We start from the raw sequence: 17,371 nt of genomic DNA on the forward strand, positions 1-17,371 counted from the left end.
TTTAGCCCCCTCGATATCGAAGCACCGTTCGTAGCGCCTGCGCCCACATACCACCCCACACCGTGCGACCAGATAGGCGGCCGTGCATGTGGTGCAAAATCTGGTTGTCACCGAGGTAAACGCCCGCGTGATTCGGCACGCCGTTGCGCCCCCGGATCTGCATGAGCAACACGTCACCCACCCGCAAAGTAGCTTTCGCCCCGACGTCTTCGAAACCGGCGGTGCGGTAGTTTTCGAGATACAGCGACGAGTGGCCGTCATCCCACCAGTCGTCACGCCGTTGGAAATCAGGCAGAACGACGTCGCGCTCCAGGCGATACCAGTCGCGCACGATCGAATAGCAGTCGTGGACGCCGTGGACGAACTGACGGCCGACGAGCGGCGCGACGAATCCGGAAGGCCCGAACTCGAACCACCCTTCCGCGCCGATCGATCCATCCGCCTGCACGCCCACCGAGACGATCACCCAGCGCCGAATGCCACTCACTTCGCACATCGCCTTGTCCGCCGCGCTCGGTCGAGCTGGCGCCCCCGGATGCGAATGCACGAGTGCGACGATGTCGCCGGCATCCTCGGCGTTCGCATAATCCTCAGCCGCAAGCACGAATTGTTCGGTCGGCGTGGCCGCCCGGTTGACGCACGGCACGTACGCCTCAGCGCCACGCGCGAGCACAACCAGCCCAACGCACTCGCGCGGGTATTCCGCGATCGCATGCGCGGCGATCGCGGATTTCGTCGAATCGTTCATTTATGAAAGCGTATCGCTCAGGAAACCGCCGAAAGACAGCGGCTCGTTGACACCGAACCGGCATTCGCAGCCGCTCGTTAGCTTGCTACACCGATCTAGCGCAGGGTCGCTAACCGGCCGGTCGCTTGCATCGAAATACGCGGTGCCGGTGTAGCCACAATCCGGATCACGGTATTGCCACTGACAGATGGACACGATCTGCCTCGCCGGCAGCTGCTGGCCGCCGAAATCAAGCGCGCTCGAAAGCGTGAATTCGACCTGAGCATTCGTCTCGCTGCTTCTTTGCTCGATATACCAAAGCTCGGGCGCCATCTCTTCCGTCGCGTCCGCAGTGGGGTTGCCACCGGGGAAATTGACCGCGTCGAGATACTTCGCCAGCGTGCGACGCCGGCGCACCTTCGCCCCCACCAGATCATCGAGCGCGACACACAGCGCCGAGATCGTGCCGCTCACGTTGCCGACTGTCAGTTTCGGTGCGGGCTGCTGAGCATCGGACGTGTGCCCGAAACCCGTGGCCTGGATCGGCCACGCTGTGTACTCGTTGCCTTGCCACCAGATCGAAGCAGACTGCAAGTGACCGTGGAACCGCAGCATGTCGCCGCCGATCAACGTGCAATCGACTTCAAACAGCTCGATCAGGTCGCCCGGTTCCAGCGACTGAATATCCGCAGTGATCGTCATTGAGCGCCCTCCACACCCGCCACGCCGCGCGACGACTCAAGCGCATCAACACGGTCGGCAAGGATCTTTAGCGCTTCGATCAACGGTCCGACGAGGTTCCCATATGACACCCCGAGGAAACGGCCACCCTCGTTATCGGCGCCCGGCATGTCGTGTACCACTTCGGGAAATACTTGCTGGACCTCCTGAGCAATCACGCCTAGATGCCGAGAGCCGGGCACGCCAATTTTTTCGTACGACACGCCCCGCAACGCACGGACTTTCGACAGCGCATCGTCGATCGTCTCGACGTTCTGTTTCAAATCCGCATCCGAGCCGTTCACCCAACTGCCGTTCGCGGCGTAGCCATTGCCCGAGGCGTCGAAACTGAAATACTTCGGCGCTGCGCTCGTCCCCGCACGGAACCCGATGCCGCTACTGCCGGTGTCGTACATGACCATATAGCCGGCACTCCCAACGAACACACTCGGCGCTTGCAGCGACGTCACCGCCAGAGCACCGATCCCGCTGTCACCCGCCTTGTTGATCGGCACATAGCCCAAAGCAGCTTGGGGAGTCGGAAGATTCGCACTGTCCCAAGGCGTCGCGCTGCCGAACATCGGCCGATGCGCGAATGCCCCCACCCCCGTCGAACGACTGAACGAAAGCACGGTCTCCGCGTAAGAACCGTCGTTCGTGTGCCGCCCGAGCAGCCACGAACTGCCCGCGTTTGAATCATTTTCTGCATCGTACGATGCCTGTGCGCTCCACCGCGCAACGCCGCCGGTGTAGAACATGACGTAGCGAGACGTCTCGGCAGGCCCGTTGACACCAACGCTCGACGTCGCGGTCAACGAGCCCTTCGCCGTGATCCCGGCCGTCACCGATAGCGCGCCCGCTACGCTGAGTGCGCCGCCGACGCTCAGAGCACCGTTCACAGTTTCGTTGTCGCTGCCACTCCGTCCGCGCATGAGGCACGACCACCCATGTACGCCATCGGTCGCCATGAGCGCCGATTCGCCGGGGTTGAGACTCGAAATCGCCACCGAGTCTCCCGCCCCACTTAGACCGATGATCTGCGCCGCGATAGCTCCGATATTCGAGAGCAGCACGACACCGTCAACGGAACACGTCGAAGCCGCGGGCATTTGAACCGGGCCGGGACCTGTCAGGTTGATCGCGACGCGACGGCCAAGGTGATTGCCCGCATTGAGCGCAGTATACGGAACGGTGATCGGCGACCCCGCGCTCACGATCGGCAGTTGCGCGTTCAGCACGTCGACGTTAGCGTTCGCCTTGGTTTGCGATGCGCGCACGGTGTCACCGTCTTCGCCCTTCGGGGGCGTACCCAACACGATTTTCTGAAGAGTAGCCATCGAATTTACGGAGCGAAGGTTTGATTGAACGTCGCAGTGATCGTGTACACGTCACCATCACGCACAGGCTCGGAAAACGTCTCACATGTGAACAAGCCGGGCGCCGTCCACAGCAGCGGGGTCCATTGAAACGAGACGCCGCAATGTGCGCGCAGGAACGCCATGATCGCGCCGATCGTCACCGCGTCGTTGATGAACTGGAGACTGAAGCTCGACGACGCGCTATTGAGGCCATCCGCCACGCTCTGCGTGTAGCCGTCCCCGAATTGCGCCTTGCGCGTCTTCAGTGTCGTCGTACCTGACGTGTTCGCGACCGTCGGGAACCACGTAAATACATCGGTCATTTAACGCTCCCGTTTTTTATCTGCCACGCATACCCGCCCTGCCCTTTCATCTTCTGACTCAAGCGGCTGTCAACGAGCGCGGCAACCTGTGTCCGCAACCATGCAGCGTCGGCTTGGTCGAACGAAGCCCCGCCGTTTCCGCCGGCGTTGACCGAGACCGAGACGTTCGTATCCCCTCCACCGGTCATCGGCATCACGCTCGGCACCGAGCCCACTGCCCCGCCGGTTGCGAAGTGACGAGCGCCGGCCGCCCACCGGCCGCTGTTGATCTCGTACAACCCGGCGGCACCACCGATCGACTCCATACCCTTCGCATTGATCACGCCCTCTCCGTCAGACAACATCGCGGGAATCGAATCGGATGTCGAAGTACCGGGGCCGAACACCGGGCCGCCGGTTGCGAGATGGAACACGTACGGAGTGACACTGCCCGCATAACCGCTTGCGCCCGCGATACCGCTCGACAAATCGCCACCGAGACCACCGAGCGCCGCCGCCGACGTGCCGCCCACACCCGAAATCAGCTGAGATAGAAGACCGCCGAGCCCACCGCCCGCACCAAGCAAGCGCGATTCCGCAGCCTTCACTTCGATGCGCACGATGTCGGAAATGATGCTGTTCGCGAACGACGTGAAACTGAGCCGGCCCGTCGCCGCGAAGTTGACTAGCGCGTCTTCGATTCCCTGAAACGCGTCCGTGAATGCTTTCGAAGCCTGCGCCGCGACATCGGCCGCGTTCGTCTCGTAATCCTGAAAAGCCTTGTTCGCGCCATTCGCCCAGTTCCCCTGGGCTTTCGTCATCGCGTCGTAGCCGTTGTTGACGATGCCGATCGCCGACGACTGCCACTTTTGCAACGCGGCCAGTTCGGCGGCGTACTGATCCGCGCTGATCCCATCCGGCTTGCCGAACTGCTGCGCGAGCTGCCGCGCGCGATCCGCGTACTGCTGCTGAATCCCGTTGATCTGGTTGCTCAGCTCGGTTTGATTCGAGCCCTGCGACACGGCGTTGACGCGAATGTCGACGGCGTTCTGCTGCGTTTGTAGCTGCACCTGCAGAGCGTCGCTGTATGCCTTCACGGCGGCTTGTTGCTTCGCGTACGCCGCCGCGATGTCGTCGGCCGTCTTCTGGTCGTTGTCGACCATTTGTTGGCGGATCTTCTTTTCTTCGTCGCGGTACTTTTGAAGCGCGGAAAGTTGCTTTTTCCCCGCAGCGACGTCTTCAGCCTTTTGCGCGATCGCCAGTTGATCTTGCAACGATGCTTGCCGCAGATCGTGCGCTTGCTGAAGATCCGCTTGCAGAGAAATCAGCCCCTGCGAACGCAGACTCGAGAGATGATCCAGCGCGGTTTTGAGACTGTCTTGCGCGGCCTTGCTCTGATCGTCCAGCGCCTTCAGCTGGCCGTTGATGACGTTGTTTGTGTTGTTTGGCGCTGCCTTGCCAACCGAATGCGCGCTCGCTGTCGCGCCGTCCAGCAGACTTTGCAGCGGGTGCGCCTTCAGGAAATCGCTGCTCGGATTGCTCGCTTGCAGCTTGAACCAGTTGTTGATGATTTCTTGTTGCGTGTCGAGCAGCTTCGCGGCCGGCGATTCCGCAGCTTGCACAACTTTCGTCAACGCGTCGTACGCGGCTTTTCCGTCTTTCGCGGCCGCTGCCTGCGCCGCCTCGGCTGCCGCGACCTTCGCGCGTGCCGCCGCTTCGGCTTCAAGCTCGGCAATACGCGAATCGTTGCTCGTGCCACTGAACGAGTCGTGAAAGCTGATGCCGAAATTCGTCGAGTCAAGGTCACCCGCGCGCAGCTTTTTCCGCTCAGCGAGTTCTTGTTCGGGCGTCAGCGTTCCCGTCGCACCGGAGAGCGCGTTCGTGAACGCCTGACCCGCGCCGATCGCCGCCTTGCCCGCGGCTTCCCAGGCGCTTTGAACTGTGTTGATGCTGCTTTTCAGTTCGGCGAGCCGCTTCGCAGCGGCATCTTTCAGCGCCTCGGCAAGCACGTCCTGCGCGCGTTCCTCTTCACCCTGCTTTTCAAGATCCGCGATGCGCTCGTACACGGCTTCACTAATCAAGCCGTATTTCTCGATCGTGTCGCCCGCAAACTTCTTCGCGCCTTCGCCAATCTGCGCGAAGTAGTCCGCCATCTTGTCGGCGCTCGTCCCCGTCACCTGGGACATGTCGACCGCTGCGGCACCGAGATCGGCAAGTGCGCCGCTCGACACCCCGCTCGACGAGACGAGGACCGTCAATACTTTCGCCGCGTCACCAACACGGCCTGACGCTGTGCCGATCTGATCGGCCATTTGCAGCAGCGAGCCCGCAGTCACCCCCGCGTAGTTGCCGGAGGCGATGATCGCGGTATTCGCCGCGCTGACTTTCGACTCGTACGACACGAATGCCGCGCCCGCGATGCCGACCGCGGCGACGACGGCCACGATCGCCGCGCCGATCGGCGACAGCGCCAGCGCGACAAGCCCCGTCTGCTGCGCGAGAATCGTCAGCGAACTGCCGAAGCGCGAGAAATTGCCGCTCGCGGCTTCGCGGCCGAGCACCAACAGTTCCCGAGCGGCACCAGCGCCACCGGTGCTCAGATGCGACAGCGCTGACGTGCTTTTCTCTGCTGCGTCTTGCAGCTTGCCGATCGCGTCGCGCTGTGCGCCGATGCGCTGCAACGCGACGCCAAAAGTGTCCGCGTCGACGGAGCCGCCCTTGAACGCGGCCCGCAACTCACCCTCGGCCGCGTCGAGATCCCCGAGTTTCTTCGTGAGCGGGTCGAGCTGATTGAGCACGCCCGAGACGTCCACTGCGTCGACGGCCGCCGCCACGCCGGCCGCCGGCGCCGACTTGCCGCTGGCGGCGGCCGCAACGGCAGCAGCAGCCGGCACGGCCGCTGGAACGTACCGTGCCGCCGACGCGGCGGCCGGCGCCTGCGGCCGCACGCCCACGGCCCCGACGCTCGACGCAGCACGATCCGCAGAGTCTGCTACTGCATTCAGCGCGTTGACTTGCTCAAGCGACGCCGCGACCATGGCTTTGATGCGTGCCGCCGCTTGATCTTCGGACTCGCTGAACTGCACCGAGGCGGTCGACGCCACGCCGAACGCCGAAGCTTGCGCTGCCGCAGCAGCTTCCGCCGCGCGCAGCTGCGCAATCAGCGGCGCAGCCGCGTCGCCCACGCCGAGTTGCGCGGCTCGATACTCCGCCCAAGCGACTTTGCCGTCCGTTGCAAGCACAACTTGACGCTGCAAAGAAGCCAACAACCGTTGCCCCGCAACGCCGACCTTGTCTGCCGTGTCTGCCGCCGAGGCGCCGATCGACGAGATCGAATCTGCCGCTGCACCGGCAGAACCCTTCGCGGTCTGTTCGAACTGCCGGACGCGATCCGCGCCGGTGCGCAGGGTCGCGTCGAGCGAATCAATATTCGCTTCGACGCTCAGTACAGCTTTCCCGACCTCGTCGCTCATTTTTCTACCTGCGATTGCAAAAATGCCTTGAACGTCGCGGTGCCATCAGCCGGCTGATCTTCCGCAAATCCCCAGGTCGGCATGCAGTCGGCGACCGTCGCACGCGCTGCGCCGGCCGCGCGGTACACCGCCGACGCGATCATTGCGGCGTGGAAATCCGCGCGTCGATCGTCGATCGGCGAGCCCTCGTCGTACGCCTGCAGTTCAACGAATTCGCGAGCCGTAAGCGTGCGCTCCAGCTCGCCCGGCGTTCGCCCGAGCCGCAGCGCCAGCGCTATCAGGAAGCGCCGGCCAGCGTCTCGGGCGAGACGTTTTTTGCGTCAGCCACGGGCGTCGGCGAGCCGAGGCCGGCGAGCGCGACCGATCGCGCGACGAGCCGCGTGAACTCGGGCCCGAACTGATCGCGCAGCACGATCGCATCGTCGTCCTGGAACACACGTTCGCCGGCGGAATCGACGATGACGCGCACGAACAGAGCGGCGTCGACGCCCGGCACGCCCTTGAGCGCTTCGGTCGCCGCCTCGGTCGACGCATCGGCTGCCAGCCCCGCCCACTCGCGCGTGGTGTCGCGATAGAACTGCCAGTCACCCGCGCTCGGCTCGCGCACGATGACCGCCTGCCCCGCGAGCGTCGCGGGTTCCTGACGAAAGCCGGCGAGCGGTTGCAGCAGCGCTGCGCGGATATCTTGCGTCGTCATGTTCAGTTCCCTCCTTGTTGCGCGGGCGGCTGCGCGACGGCGACGGTGCCGGTGACTTGCATGTTGAACGTCGCCGTCACGACGTTGTCCGGGTCCGCCGACCAGGTGAACTGGTCGACGAGGCCGACGAACGAGAAAGCGCTGTTGTCCGGAAAAGTTGCTTTGACAACGCGCGGCTTCTTGTCCGCATGCGCCGCGAGCAGCGCCATCTGTGCCGGGTCCGTCGACTTCCAGTTTCCGGACATCGCGAACGTGCCGGGGTCACTCAGACCGAGCGCGTATTCTTTCGCTTCGGACGCGATCGTCGTCACGTCGATCTTTGCCGACGCTGCGCCTTGGTACTGCGGCTGTTTGATCGTCACCGCGAGGTCCGCAAAGACCAGCGTTGCGTCAGTCGGATCCGTCGAAGACGTCGTCGAGACTTGCAGCTGCATCCCGAGAACCGGGGTGTACTGCGCTTTTGTTGCGCTATCGGCCATAGCCGCCTCCAAAAAAAACGGCCCGCACAATGCGAGCCGCAAAAAAGTAACTTTCGACGAGTGCCTAGCTGCCACCCGGTGTCAACGTGAACCAGATCGAGAAATCGCAGCGCGCCCCGTACCAGTCGGTATCGTCTTCATGCATGCCGGTCGGCTCACCGAGCGGTTGAGCGCGCAACGATTTCAACGAGTCGGACCGATCGCACATCGCCGTGCGGGCCTGCTCCATCACAGTGTCAGCGCCCAGTCGCGTCGCGTCCCACACGTTCAGCTGCACGCGAGCGTTACGCTCCGCAGCTGGCCCCGCGAGCGTGGACAAGGACCGGCCGCCAGCGCCCTGATACGTGATGAATGGCCGTGCAGTGCCTTCGGGTGCCGCGTCGGGATAGACGCGGCCGTCGACGAGCCCCTGCAGCGCGGCGAAAATCGCCTCAACCACCATTCCCAATCCCCTTGAATTTTTCCAGGAGCCGCTGTTTCAGTCGCTCGCGCATCGCGTCGACGGCCGCGGTTCGCTTTGCTTCGTATGCGGGCCGCAAGAACGGCTTGGCGGGCACCCATTTCTTGCCGATATGCGCCTTCCGGTGCGCCGCCCATCGAACGCCCTTCGGCTTCGGCGGCACGTACCAATGGCCAAATTCAACCATCTGCCCGTAATACGCCGCGTCCACCGGCTCCTCGCCTTTCTTAGGCTTCTTCCCACGCCGAATGCTGACGTAGTACACCTTGCTTGTGGCCGTCGAGCGCTCTTCGATGAACTTCAGATACAGTGCCCGCTTCAGGTTGCCGGTGTCGCCGGCGGGCGCACGCTCGACGGCCTCATCGCGCAGGACCGTACCGCCGGCGACCGCGACGGAACGCAGATCGCTCTCGCCGATATCGCGGGGAATCGACTCGAGTAGCGAAGCGAACTCGGCGAAACCAGACGTCTTCGCCGAGCCGGTCACGCGCCAGCCTCGTGCAGCACGAACGCTCTCACGAGCCCGGCCGCCGCTTCGCCGCACTCGTCGATTGCATCCGCGACGACTGCGGCACGCTCGATCGTGAGCATGATTGGCTCGTCGACAGCGATCCGCAGCTCGACACGGACGGCGTTGCGGATCTCGGGAAAGATCGTCATCAGCAGATCCACTAGCTTCTTCCCGTTCCCACCCATGACGCACGAAACCTCAGCCATCATTCACTCCCGTATTGCACGCGATGTCGACGTATTCCCGTCCCCGCTCATCAGGCAGAACCGCCAGCACGTTGTAAATAATCCCGCCCGCGACTACGCGCATGCGAGCCGTGAGGTCCGTGCGATATCGAAATCGAATGCTCGCGGTCGCAGCGCTGACGACGGTGCTCGACGTCGCGTATTCGCGTCCGCTGAGCGAGCGGATGTCAACCCAGGGCCTGCCGATCTCGACCCACGTCGATATCTCCTGTCCCGCCGAATCGCGCGTTACTTGAGGCTCCTGCAACGAGACGCGGCGATTGAAATTTCCGATGCGGAGCGCCATGGCTACACCGTGTACACACGAAATCCGTCGATCAAGCCGTCCGTCCATCGATCGGGCAGCTCATACGTCTGGATGCTTTCGACTGCCGCCCGATTGACATCCATCGCGCCGATCTGCAGCAGCATCCATTGCTGGACCGACTCCGGCACCGAGCCCTGATCGAAAGCGCCGCATTCAAACTCGACAATCACACCACGCGCTGCCGGCAAATCGCCAACCACGTTCAAGGTGCGACCGCCGGTAACGTAGAACTGCGCGGCAGCGAGCGAATCCGTTTCACCCGACTCGGACACGTAGGAAACTGACACGATCCTTGTGACGTCTTCCCACAGCGGCATTCGGCGCGCGAACGATTCGAACTGCTTCGAGCACGTTTGCGGCAACAGCGGCCGGCCGATCTCTCGCTCGACTCGCTGCCGTGCGGCGACGATGGCGCGCGTGATCAACTTGTCGTTGTCATCGTCGGCATCTACTCGAAGGTGCGGGCGCACCTCATCAAGCGATAGTGCTTCAGCAGTCGGCGGTACAGTCACGCGAATCAACATTGAGGCGCCCTCCCTACTTCCGCGAAAGCGTGCGAGCAGCGGCGATCGAATTTTCGTGATCGCACACCTTACCCGCGCGCTTCGCGATCTGGACGTCGCGAGCGTCGAGAATGACGACGTCATTCGGTCGGCCGAACTCGCATTTCACGAGCACGAGCACAGTTACATCGTCGCCAGAGCCGGCATCGACAACACACGATCCCGGCTCCGCGTCGGGCGACACCTCGATCAGAGGTGCGACGTTCGACGAATTCGGGGCGGCCGGCACCGGCTCGCCGCCTGCCGCTTTCTTCGAAGCCGGCCCGGCCGACGACGATTTCTTTTCGGGGGCGGCCTGCCGCTCCGGCACGTCGCCCAATAATCCATTCGGGTCCATTTTTTTCCCCTTGAATTTAAGTTACCCGAATTACTGAGCGGCGGCTGCGCCGTTTTGGTACGCCTTCACGGCACCGCCGACGTCGATCAGGTTGCCGCCCTGGCGGTTGAACGCGACGAAGCCGATTTGACCGTTCATGATGAAATTCGAATCCGCCATTCGGAACATCGTCAGGTCCATGACGCGGCGGATCATGTATTTCGACATATCCCCGAACAGAATCGACTTCGCTCCGGCCGCCATCGTCGGCATCTCCTGCGAAATCGTCAAAGCCCGGTTCAGCAGTCGGTCGGGAGCGCCGCCCGGATTACCCTGCTCGTAACCGGGAACGAAGATCGGTCGCCCTTGATCGTCTTTGATCTTCCGCACGATCTTGACCGAGTCGTCATGCATCATCCACCCCACGGCCGGACCGGAGCGATACACGGGGTCGACGCTGTGTTCCAGGTCGACGAAATCGTCGTAGCCAACCGAAGCGTTCGATCCGGCGGCCCCCACCTTGCCTACGGACGCGGCGGTGACAGCGCCGTTCGGCTGATCGACACCGCTACCGACCGTGTAGTGCCTCGACGAGATGCGCGCGATCCGCAGAGTCAACAGGCCGTTGATATACCCCTCGATATCGAACATGCTGTCTTGCAGCAGCTCGAACGGCACCGCGATCTTCTTCGAGGAATATTTGTAGACCGAGATACCCAGCGGCTGCAGAAATTGCGTCTCCCCCAACGAAACCGGCGCGTTCTGCCCGACGATCTCGCCCTCTTCGCTGGTGGCGTCGGCCGCCGGGAACAGCAGGGGCGCTCCGGTACCGGTCGAGAATGCCGTAGCGACACCCAAGATGCCGCCGTAGGCTTTCAGCGCCTGGGTGAGCTGGTTGTAGTATTCGGTCGCGACCGTGTAACCGCCTTCGACGCCGGTCGAAGTCGACATTGCATTCTGCGGCGTGAGGCGCATCACGTTCTGAATGTCGCCGGTCTGCCGCGCACGCATGCGCTGCATGTCTTCCGGCGCGAGCGCGGACAGGCCGCCGGCCATGAAGGCACGCAGCGCCCGCGATTCCTCGCTCTCGCCGCCGTGCCTCACGTGCTGGCCCGCATACTCGGCCGTATCGCCGTTCAGCGCATTCGCCGCCACCTGCGCAATCAGCGCCTCGTGGCGCTTGATCTCCGCGCTGATGCGCTCGATCTCCGACATCCCGTCGTCGTAGGTCTTCTGTTGCTCGGCGCCCCACTTGTCGCCGGTGTTGTTATCGAGCAGCGCCGACAGGTTCTTGGCGGTCGCGTCGCGACGCTCCCGCAATTCCTTGAGATTGATAGCCATACGGTTCCTTGAGGAAATGAAAAAGCCGCCCACACGGGCGGCCTTGATGGAGACGCGGGAAGCGTCAGATGTAGGCGGAGAGTGCGAGACGTCGACGGAGTCCCGACGTATCCACTACCGTGCGATTCGTTTCCGCGATCTGTTCCGGCGCCGGCTCCGGCGCCGGCTCCGGCGGTTGAGGCTTCGGCGGCGGCTCGGCGCGATTCGACGGATGATTCGCGTATGCCGATAAATTCCAACCGCCCCGGTTTTCCACTCCGCCATCCGCCGCCATTCCGTCAGCGAAGCCGAGTTCGACGGCCTGCTCTGCGGTAAACCATGTTTCAGCAACCATCCACGCAGTAATGTCGTCATCGCCTTGCCCCGTCTTCTTTGCGTACATCGTGACGATCGTTTGATCGATTTTGTCGAGCAGATCGGCCGTCGACCGAAGGTCGGCGCCAGTCCCCCATGCGAGGCACGACGCACGATGGATCATGAACATCGAGCCCTCGGCCATGACGACGTTGTCGCACGCGATGGCAGGAAATGTTGCCGCGCTCGCCGCGTAGCCGTCCACGTGACCGATCACCGTCGCCGGATGCTCGCGAATCGCCTGCGCCATCGCCAAGGCTTCAAATACGTCTCCACCAGGCGAGTTGATGCGCAGATGGATCGTCGAGGCGGATATCGAAGCCAGCTGCTGCACGAACGTTGCGGCCGAAACGCCGCCCCAAGAATCGTCAGGCGTGATCACGTCATACAGGTAGATCGTCGCCTCGTCTCCGCCGGTATTCGTGACCTCGAATTTCCGCGGCGCGCTTCGGTTGTCATTCAGCAGTCTCAGCAGCAGATTTGCCATAGCCAGCCCCGTTGTAAAGTTGATCACCGCCATCGAGCGGAGGCAGGTTTTCGGCATGACGAACCTCATTCGGCGTCATCCAGCCCGGCGCGCCAGCTCTCCCGATCGCTGTACTGTTCCCGTCATAGCGCGTTTTTGTATCGCCACGCTCCAGGGCCGATGCGTCATATTCAAACCGCGTTTTCCCGCGAACAGCCGTCTTGCGATTGAACTCCTGCTCGATCTTCGTCATATGTCGACCGAGCGTGTAACGCACGAACGCGGTGCCAAGCTGCTCGAGCCCGGTCCCGAAGCTGGTTTGCTTTTCGAGCTGGCCGATCATGTACGGCGGAACGCCGAATATTCGCGCGACGTCTTCGACAGTCAATTTCTCGCGCTCGATCAGTTGCGCGTCCGCTGACGTCATGCTGATTTGCTCCACCTTCAGGCCGCCACCGACCACCACCGGCGCGTTCATGTTCACCAAGCCGCTATAGCGTTCGACCCACTGCTCACGCAACGACGAAATCTGATCCCTGTCGACCTTTCCCTCACTCGATAGCACGATGTCCGGCCGTAACCCCTCGGTCATCATGTTTTCGCTCACGGCCCCGGCCGCTGCCGCCGTACTTACAGGCTGCCGAAGTACGTGCCGTATCTGAGACATGCCGCGCAGACCGTCGAATCCTGGCCCCGGCACGTGAATCATGTCGTCCTGATCAAGGGTCTCTGCCGTGCCGTCGATATTGACGATGTTGTAAATGAGCCGCCCTTCGTAGAGGAACGGGGACACGCTCAGCGGGTGAAGCGGCTCAAGCGATTCGATTGCCGAAGAAAAGACGCTCGGCCGATGGATGCGAATGTAGAAATTGCCGTGCAACAAGAGCGCCTGCGCACTGAAATCCCATCCCACTGCAGCGCTCCATCTCGGGTGCATCGCTTCGTTCAGCATGTACCATGCATCGCCATACACCGGAGCCAGCAATCGGTTACTTCCGACCGTGTACGTCTGCAATATGAGTTGACCAAGAGCGCCGCCGATCAGACTGACGCACGCATAGACGGCGCCGATCGCCATCGCGCTACGCTCGGTAACCGGCCTAGCTGCCGGCGCACCGCCGGTCAGGATTCGATACCCATCCGTCCCCACTGTCATTTCGGACAACTTATAGCTATCGGCGGACGCAGTGACGGCACGTTTCGCCTCCCGCTCGGCTCGCCATCGGTTGAGGATAGCCGAGCCTGCATTATTCGGAGTGCTCATATCGCGACAATTTCCGGCTTCGGGTCCGGCTGATGAACGAGAGCGCGCGTCATCGCCATACAAGTGGCGACGATCGGATCAATTCGACCCTCAGACGTTTTCTTGTTCGGCCGGATGTTTTCGTTCGTGTCGAGCAGAAGCGACACGTTGCTTGCACACCATCTATAGACCGGGTTCGCGTTGTGCCGAAATTGGCCGCTATACACAAGACGCTCAAGGAGCTTCGAACCAGGCGACAATCCACCGAAATTCTGCGGCAGCTGCACCATCGGAACGTTTTCGTCCATCAGTTCGTTAGCCAAGTGCGTCGAGTTCCAGACATCAAATGCGACCTCTTCGACATCGAACACATTGCACGCCGCCTTGATTGTCGTCCGCACCTTCCCGTAATCGAGAACATTACCTTCCGTGACGGTCAGCCAACCGGCCTCTTTCCATTTCGCATACGGCGCAGCATCGCTATACGACTGCTCATCCACCTTTGCCTGCGGGCAAAAGATCCACGCCAGCACGAACCATTCGCCCTGGTCGAAATCATCCGGCGGGAACACCAGCACGAACGACGTCAAGTCGCGTGTGCTCGACAAATCGAGGCCACCGAAGCAACGGCGGCCGCGCAGCTCCCGGGGATCAAACGCTACGCCACCTTGATCCCAAACCCGAATGTCGAACCAGCTCATTGCGCCATTGACCCAGATGTTTAGGTCTTTAGTGAGGTAATTCGCTTTCGCGCTCGGCAGCGTCGCCGCCTTGTTGGCCTGAGCGATCATGTAGTCGTGCGTCTTCGCACTACCTAAGCTCGGATTCGCTTTGCGCCAAACAGCCGGGTCGAACGGATCGTCGCCGTCGTCGAGCGTGAAGATCACGCCAAAAAAAGTGTCGTCCACCACCTCGCGACGGAGAATCAATACTAGGTATCCGCGAATTTCGGTACAGATGCCGTCGAGGATGTAACCGGCCGTCGTGATCGCGGCAATCAGCGGCTGCTCACGAGCACCAAGCGCAGACTCCATGACATCCCATACGTCACGGGTCCGATGCGCGTGCAACTCGTCGACCATGATCACGCTCGGATTTAAGCCATCGAGGGATTCAGCGTTCGCAGGCAACGGTTTAAAAACACCGCCGCCTGCAACTATCTTTTCCTGGTTTGCGCCGTCGTGAATCTTGATCGAGCGAGCGAACCGCGGCGATCGCTTCACCCGACGCTTGTAGTTTTCGAGCGCCGGCCTGAAAACGCTCATCGCCTGCTCACGCGTGGTCGCGATCGTATACACCTCGGCACCGATTTCGCGGTCCATCATGAACAGATAGTCCGCTACGCCAGCTTTCCACGTGGATTTTCCGTTCTTCCGCGCGACTTCTTCATAGCTTGTGCGAAAGCGCCGGAGCAGTGAGCCAGTTCTCCGCCATCCTATTAGCACCGCTGTGTAAAACAGCTGCCAGTTGTCGAGCTTCAAGGGCGTCCGTGCGAGCTTGCCCTTGATGTGATGGAACTGCCCCTCGATCCAGTTAATGCAGTGCCAGGCGTGAGCGGCGCTAAATACGTAGCCCCGCGCTGACGCGTCGACAAGATCCTCGTAATGCCGAAGCACCGCCAGGAATTCGAATTCCCCGGCCACGATCTCGCCGCGCAACATCGGAATTCCATATTCAACGTCCCACCGCTCCAACGACGCAGGCGTCAGACGTGCGAGGCACTCGGATGCGACTGAGCGTGATCCAGCATCAGATCGAACAAATCGTCCTGGGGGTCGTCCGGCTCCATCTTCGATTTCGCGATCAGCATCGACGGCAGCGTCAGGCAAGCTTCGGGCAGACATTTCAGCAATCCGTCCTTCAGTGCCTTGGCCGCGTAATACAGCTGGTGCGGCTGGACATGGCCGTTCGGCGTCGTCGTCATGAACGACCCTCGATTGATTTTCTCGAAATCGCGCAGCTGCAGTTCAGCCTTCACCCAACGGACGAAATCGATGCACACCATCGCTAGCACGATGCCCGCGGTTCGGTGCGGCACGCCTTCCTCGCGCAACGCGTGACACAGGTAGTCCCACACCTTGCGGTGCGACGATTCGAAGTGAACGCCCGGTGGCGGTGGCGGCGATTCGATCCGCTTTCCAGCCCGAGCCGACCCGCTCGGCGGATCGGCTCGATCAGACGTCATCGCAGGCGTTTCATTCGGCTCCATAGCAGGTTCCCTGAAGAAATTTGACTGAAAAGGAGTCCTAACGCCTTTTGTCGTCTCTATGGGGCGACTTCCTTAACCCCCCCCCACCCCCAAACCAGCCGCCATAAAACTGGCCCTGAACTGGCGGTCCTATGCGATTCAGTCCAAACATTTGAGGCCCCGGGGCTGCCCGGCCGACGCGACCTCGCGCGCCGGGATGCCTCGCGCCCGGGTCAGCCGGGCCACCATAGCCGCCGTCGCGACGTGCCGGTGCGCGACAGACCGCGCACGCGGCGTGCTCACCGGCCGCCCGAAATGCCGTGCGACTCGCGTCCGGTCTTCAATGCGTGGCAGGCCCGACAGATCGCCTCAAGATTTCCCGGATCATCGGTGCCCCCCGCCGCTTTGTTCACCTTGTGGTCAACCATGTTGCCGGGCCGCACCCGGCCGTCGCGCTTGCACGCCTGACACATGCCGTTGTCGCGCGCGAGGATCAGCTTTCGTAGTTTGTCCCACCGCGTCCCATAGCCGCGCTGGTGGCGGTTGCCGCGCTGACGATCATCGAGCCAGCCGACTGATTCGCGCTTGTGCGCCTCACAGTAGCCGGGCTCGTCAAGCAGTTGTTTGCATCCGTGATGGCGGCACGGCGTCGGGGCTTTCGTCGGCATGCTAGGATTCTCGATTTTCCAGATACGAACAGCCGGGGCAGCCATGGACCGCGATGAGATTTTGCGCATCAAGACGCACAAAGAAGAAAATCTAGACGTAGGCCGACGCGTCTATTACACGATCACGAACGCCGGCGACAACGTGATAAGTCGCACGATCGATCCAACTCAACACAACACCGCGAAACTTTTATCGCTTCTCATCGCGAAGCTTTCAGCTAATGGCCAACTCAGCGAGACCGACCTTGATGATCTCTTGCTGCAGATGCTCGGGTAGCAATCTCACAACCGAGCGCCAGCACGCCAAGCGCACCGCATGTTCGTCCCAATTTCGATAGGCGATCCACGGATCCACGCCCATCGCCACACGCTCGCGGATCGTTATGGTCGCAGTGTCGCCATCGAGCAAAACCTTTCTCACCGCCGCGAGCGCAAGCACATTACTCGCCGTTTCGCTCATCCGAGCCTCCAATGCAAAAAGCCCCGACGCTTTCGCTATCGAGGCTTCGATTTCTCCGGACGTGCCGCGACCCGACCACTGTCGCGCGCACTCGGTATGAACCGGATCAGATTGTGGGAGCGAGTGTAATCGAGCTACTCCGAATCCGCAAGCGTCGCCCGCGCCATTCGCTCGATCACCTCGCGCATCGACACGAACTCGCGATCTGCCGCCCGCAACCGCTCGCCGAGCGCCTGCTTCGCATGTGCCATCGCGAGATCGAAAACGCTCGTCGGCCTAACCCTCAACCCGAGCTTGCGGCAAATGAGGAACGTCGGCTTGCGCCAGATGTAGTGCATCTTCAGCAGGTCGCGATCGAGTGGCATCAGCGAGCGCATAGCCAATTCAAGGCGACCAGCATCCGCAAGGTCCAACGTCGAGTTGATCGACTGCCCACGCACGGCGGGAAAGTAGATGGTTGACACCAACCCGCTCCCGCCCGTGCCGCCGTTGC

The 17,371-nt window shown here is 62.0% G+C and carries 22 protein-coding genes; all 22 read right to left on the reverse strand.

The window, feature by feature from the left end:
- Position 1 precedes the first annotated feature (1 nt).
- The 22 genes from BpN12_RS29145 to BpN12_RS29250 all read right to left on the reverse strand — a co-directional run bounded on the left by BpN12_RS29145 (position 2) and on the right by BpN12_RS29250 (position 17,342).
- A complete protein-coding gene (locus tag BpN12_RS29145; protein ID WP_246795619.1) occupies positions 2-748 on the reverse strand; it encodes a C40 family peptidase in 747 nt (248 codons plus the stop codon).
- Positions 749-1,429: a phage minor tail protein L gene (locus tag BpN12_RS29150; RefSeq protein ID WP_246795620.1), complete on the reverse strand. Its 681-nt coding sequence runs from the start codon at positions 1,427-1,429 to the stop codon at positions 749-751.
- Positions 1,426-2,784, reverse strand: coding sequence for a tail fiber domain-containing protein (locus BpN12_RS29155; RefSeq protein WP_246795621.1), 1,359 nt, complete (start codon positions 2,782-2,784; stop codon positions 1,426-1,428). The genes BpN12_RS29150 and BpN12_RS29155 overlap by 4 nt, the downstream gene beginning before the upstream one ends.
- 5 nt (positions 2,785-2,789) lie before the next feature.
- Positions 2,790-3,128: a phage tail protein gene (locus tag BpN12_RS29160; RefSeq protein WP_246795622.1), complete on the reverse strand. Its 339-nt coding sequence runs from the start codon at positions 3,126-3,128 to the stop codon at positions 2,790-2,792.
- The gene (locus BpN12_RS29165; protein WP_246795623.1) at positions 3,125-6,580 is read right to left on the reverse strand and encodes a phage tail length tape measure family protein; all 3,456 of its coding nucleotides are present in this window, start codon (positions 6,578-6,580) and stop codon (positions 3,125-3,127) included. Before BpN12_RS29165 ends, BpN12_RS29160 begins: the two co-directional genes overlap by 4 nt.
- Positions 6,577-6,861 (reverse strand): phage tail assembly protein T, encoded by a 285-nt coding sequence (locus BpN12_RS33490; RefSeq protein ID WP_425306381.1) that lies wholly within the window; start codon positions 6,859-6,861, stop codon positions 6,577-6,579. The genes BpN12_RS29165 and BpN12_RS33490 overlap by 4 nt, the downstream gene beginning before the upstream one ends.
- Positions 6,858-7,277 (reverse strand): phage tail assembly chaperone, encoded by a 420-nt coding sequence (locus BpN12_RS29175; protein WP_246795625.1) that lies wholly within the window; start codon positions 7,275-7,277, stop codon positions 6,858-6,860. The genes BpN12_RS33490 and BpN12_RS29175 overlap by 4 nt, the downstream gene beginning before the upstream one ends.
- Positions 7,278-7,279: 2 nt before the next feature.
- Positions 7,280-7,756, reverse strand: a complete 477-nt coding sequence (locus BpN12_RS29180) for a phage tail protein (protein ID WP_246795626.1) — start codon at positions 7,754-7,756, stop codon at positions 7,280-7,282.
- 64 nt (positions 7,757-7,820) lie between these two features.
- Positions 7,821-8,198 (reverse strand): DUF3168 domain-containing protein, encoded by a 378-nt coding sequence (locus BpN12_RS29185; RefSeq protein WP_246795627.1) that lies wholly within the window; start codon positions 8,196-8,198, stop codon positions 7,821-7,823.
- Positions 8,188-8,703 carry an HK97 gp10 family phage protein gene (locus tag BpN12_RS29190; RefSeq protein ID WP_246795628.1) on the reverse strand — a complete coding sequence of 172 codons (516 nt, stop codon included), beginning with the start codon at positions 8,701-8,703 and terminating at the stop codon, positions 8,188-8,190. The genes BpN12_RS29185 and BpN12_RS29190 overlap by 11 nt, the downstream gene beginning before the upstream one ends.
- On the reverse strand, positions 8,700-8,876 hold the full coding sequence (locus BpN12_RS29195) for a hypothetical protein (RefSeq protein WP_246795629.1): 177 nt from the start codon (positions 8,874-8,876) through the stop codon (positions 8,700-8,702). Before BpN12_RS29195 ends, BpN12_RS29190 begins: the two co-directional genes overlap by 4 nt.
- A 49-nt stretch (positions 8,877-8,925) precedes the next feature.
- A complete protein-coding gene (locus BpN12_RS29200; protein ID WP_246795630.1) occupies positions 8,926-9,258 on the reverse strand; it encodes a phage head closure protein in 333 nt (110 codons plus the stop codon).
- 2 nt (positions 9,259-9,260) lie between these two features.
- Entirely contained in the window at positions 9,261-9,803 is a 543-nt protein-coding gene (locus BpN12_RS29205) for a head-tail connector protein (protein ID WP_246795631.1), read from the reverse strand.
- 13 nt (positions 9,804-9,816) lie between these two features.
- Positions 9,817-10,179 (reverse strand): hypothetical protein, encoded by a 363-nt coding sequence (locus tag BpN12_RS29210; protein WP_246795632.1) that lies wholly within the window; start codon positions 10,177-10,179, stop codon positions 9,817-9,819.
- 30 nt (positions 10,180-10,209) lie between these two features.
- Positions 10,210-11,499, reverse strand: coding sequence for a phage major capsid protein (locus BpN12_RS29215; RefSeq protein ID WP_246795633.1), 1,290 nt, complete (start codon positions 11,497-11,499; stop codon positions 10,210-10,212).
- Between the two features lie 64 nt (positions 11,500-11,563).
- A complete protein-coding gene (locus BpN12_RS29220) occupies positions 11,564-12,340 on the reverse strand; it encodes a head maturation protease, ClpP-related (RefSeq protein ID WP_246795634.1) in 777 nt (258 codons plus the stop codon).
- Positions 12,309-13,583 carry a phage portal protein gene (locus BpN12_RS29225; protein ID WP_246795635.1) on the reverse strand — a complete coding sequence of 425 codons (1,275 nt, stop codon included), beginning with the start codon at positions 13,581-13,583 and terminating at the stop codon, positions 12,309-12,311. Before BpN12_RS29225 ends, BpN12_RS29220 begins: the two co-directional genes overlap by 32 nt.
- Positions 13,580-15,223: a terminase large subunit gene (locus BpN12_RS29230; protein WP_246795636.1), complete on the reverse strand. Its 1,644-nt coding sequence runs from the start codon at positions 15,221-15,223 to the stop codon at positions 13,580-13,582. The genes BpN12_RS29225 and BpN12_RS29230 overlap by 4 nt, the downstream gene beginning before the upstream one ends.
- A 44-nt stretch (positions 15,224-15,267) precedes the next feature.
- The gene (locus BpN12_RS29235) at positions 15,268-15,771 is read right to left on the reverse strand and encodes a P27 family phage terminase small subunit (protein WP_246795637.1); all 504 of its coding nucleotides are present in this window, start codon (positions 15,769-15,771) and stop codon (positions 15,268-15,270) included.
- Positions 15,772-16,049: 278 nt separating this feature from the next.
- Entirely contained in the window at positions 16,050-16,418 is a 369-nt protein-coding gene (locus tag BpN12_RS29240; protein WP_246795638.1) for an HNH endonuclease, read from the reverse strand.
- A 214-nt stretch (positions 16,419-16,632) separates the two neighbouring features.
- Complete coding sequence (locus BpN12_RS29245) at positions 16,633-16,878, reverse strand: hypothetical protein (RefSeq protein WP_246795639.1); 246 nt, start codon at positions 16,876-16,878, stop codon at positions 16,633-16,635.
- A 134-nt stretch (positions 16,879-17,012) separates the two neighbouring features.
- A complete protein-coding gene (locus BpN12_RS29250) occupies positions 17,013-17,342 on the reverse strand; it encodes a hypothetical protein (protein WP_246795640.1) in 330 nt (109 codons plus the stop codon).
- Positions 17,343-17,371 lie beyond the last annotated feature (29 nt).

The organism is Burkholderia perseverans, assembly GCF_022870505.1.
Lineage (GTDB): Bacteria > Pseudomonadota > Gammaproteobacteria > Burkholderiales > Burkholderiaceae > Burkholderia > Burkholderia plantarii.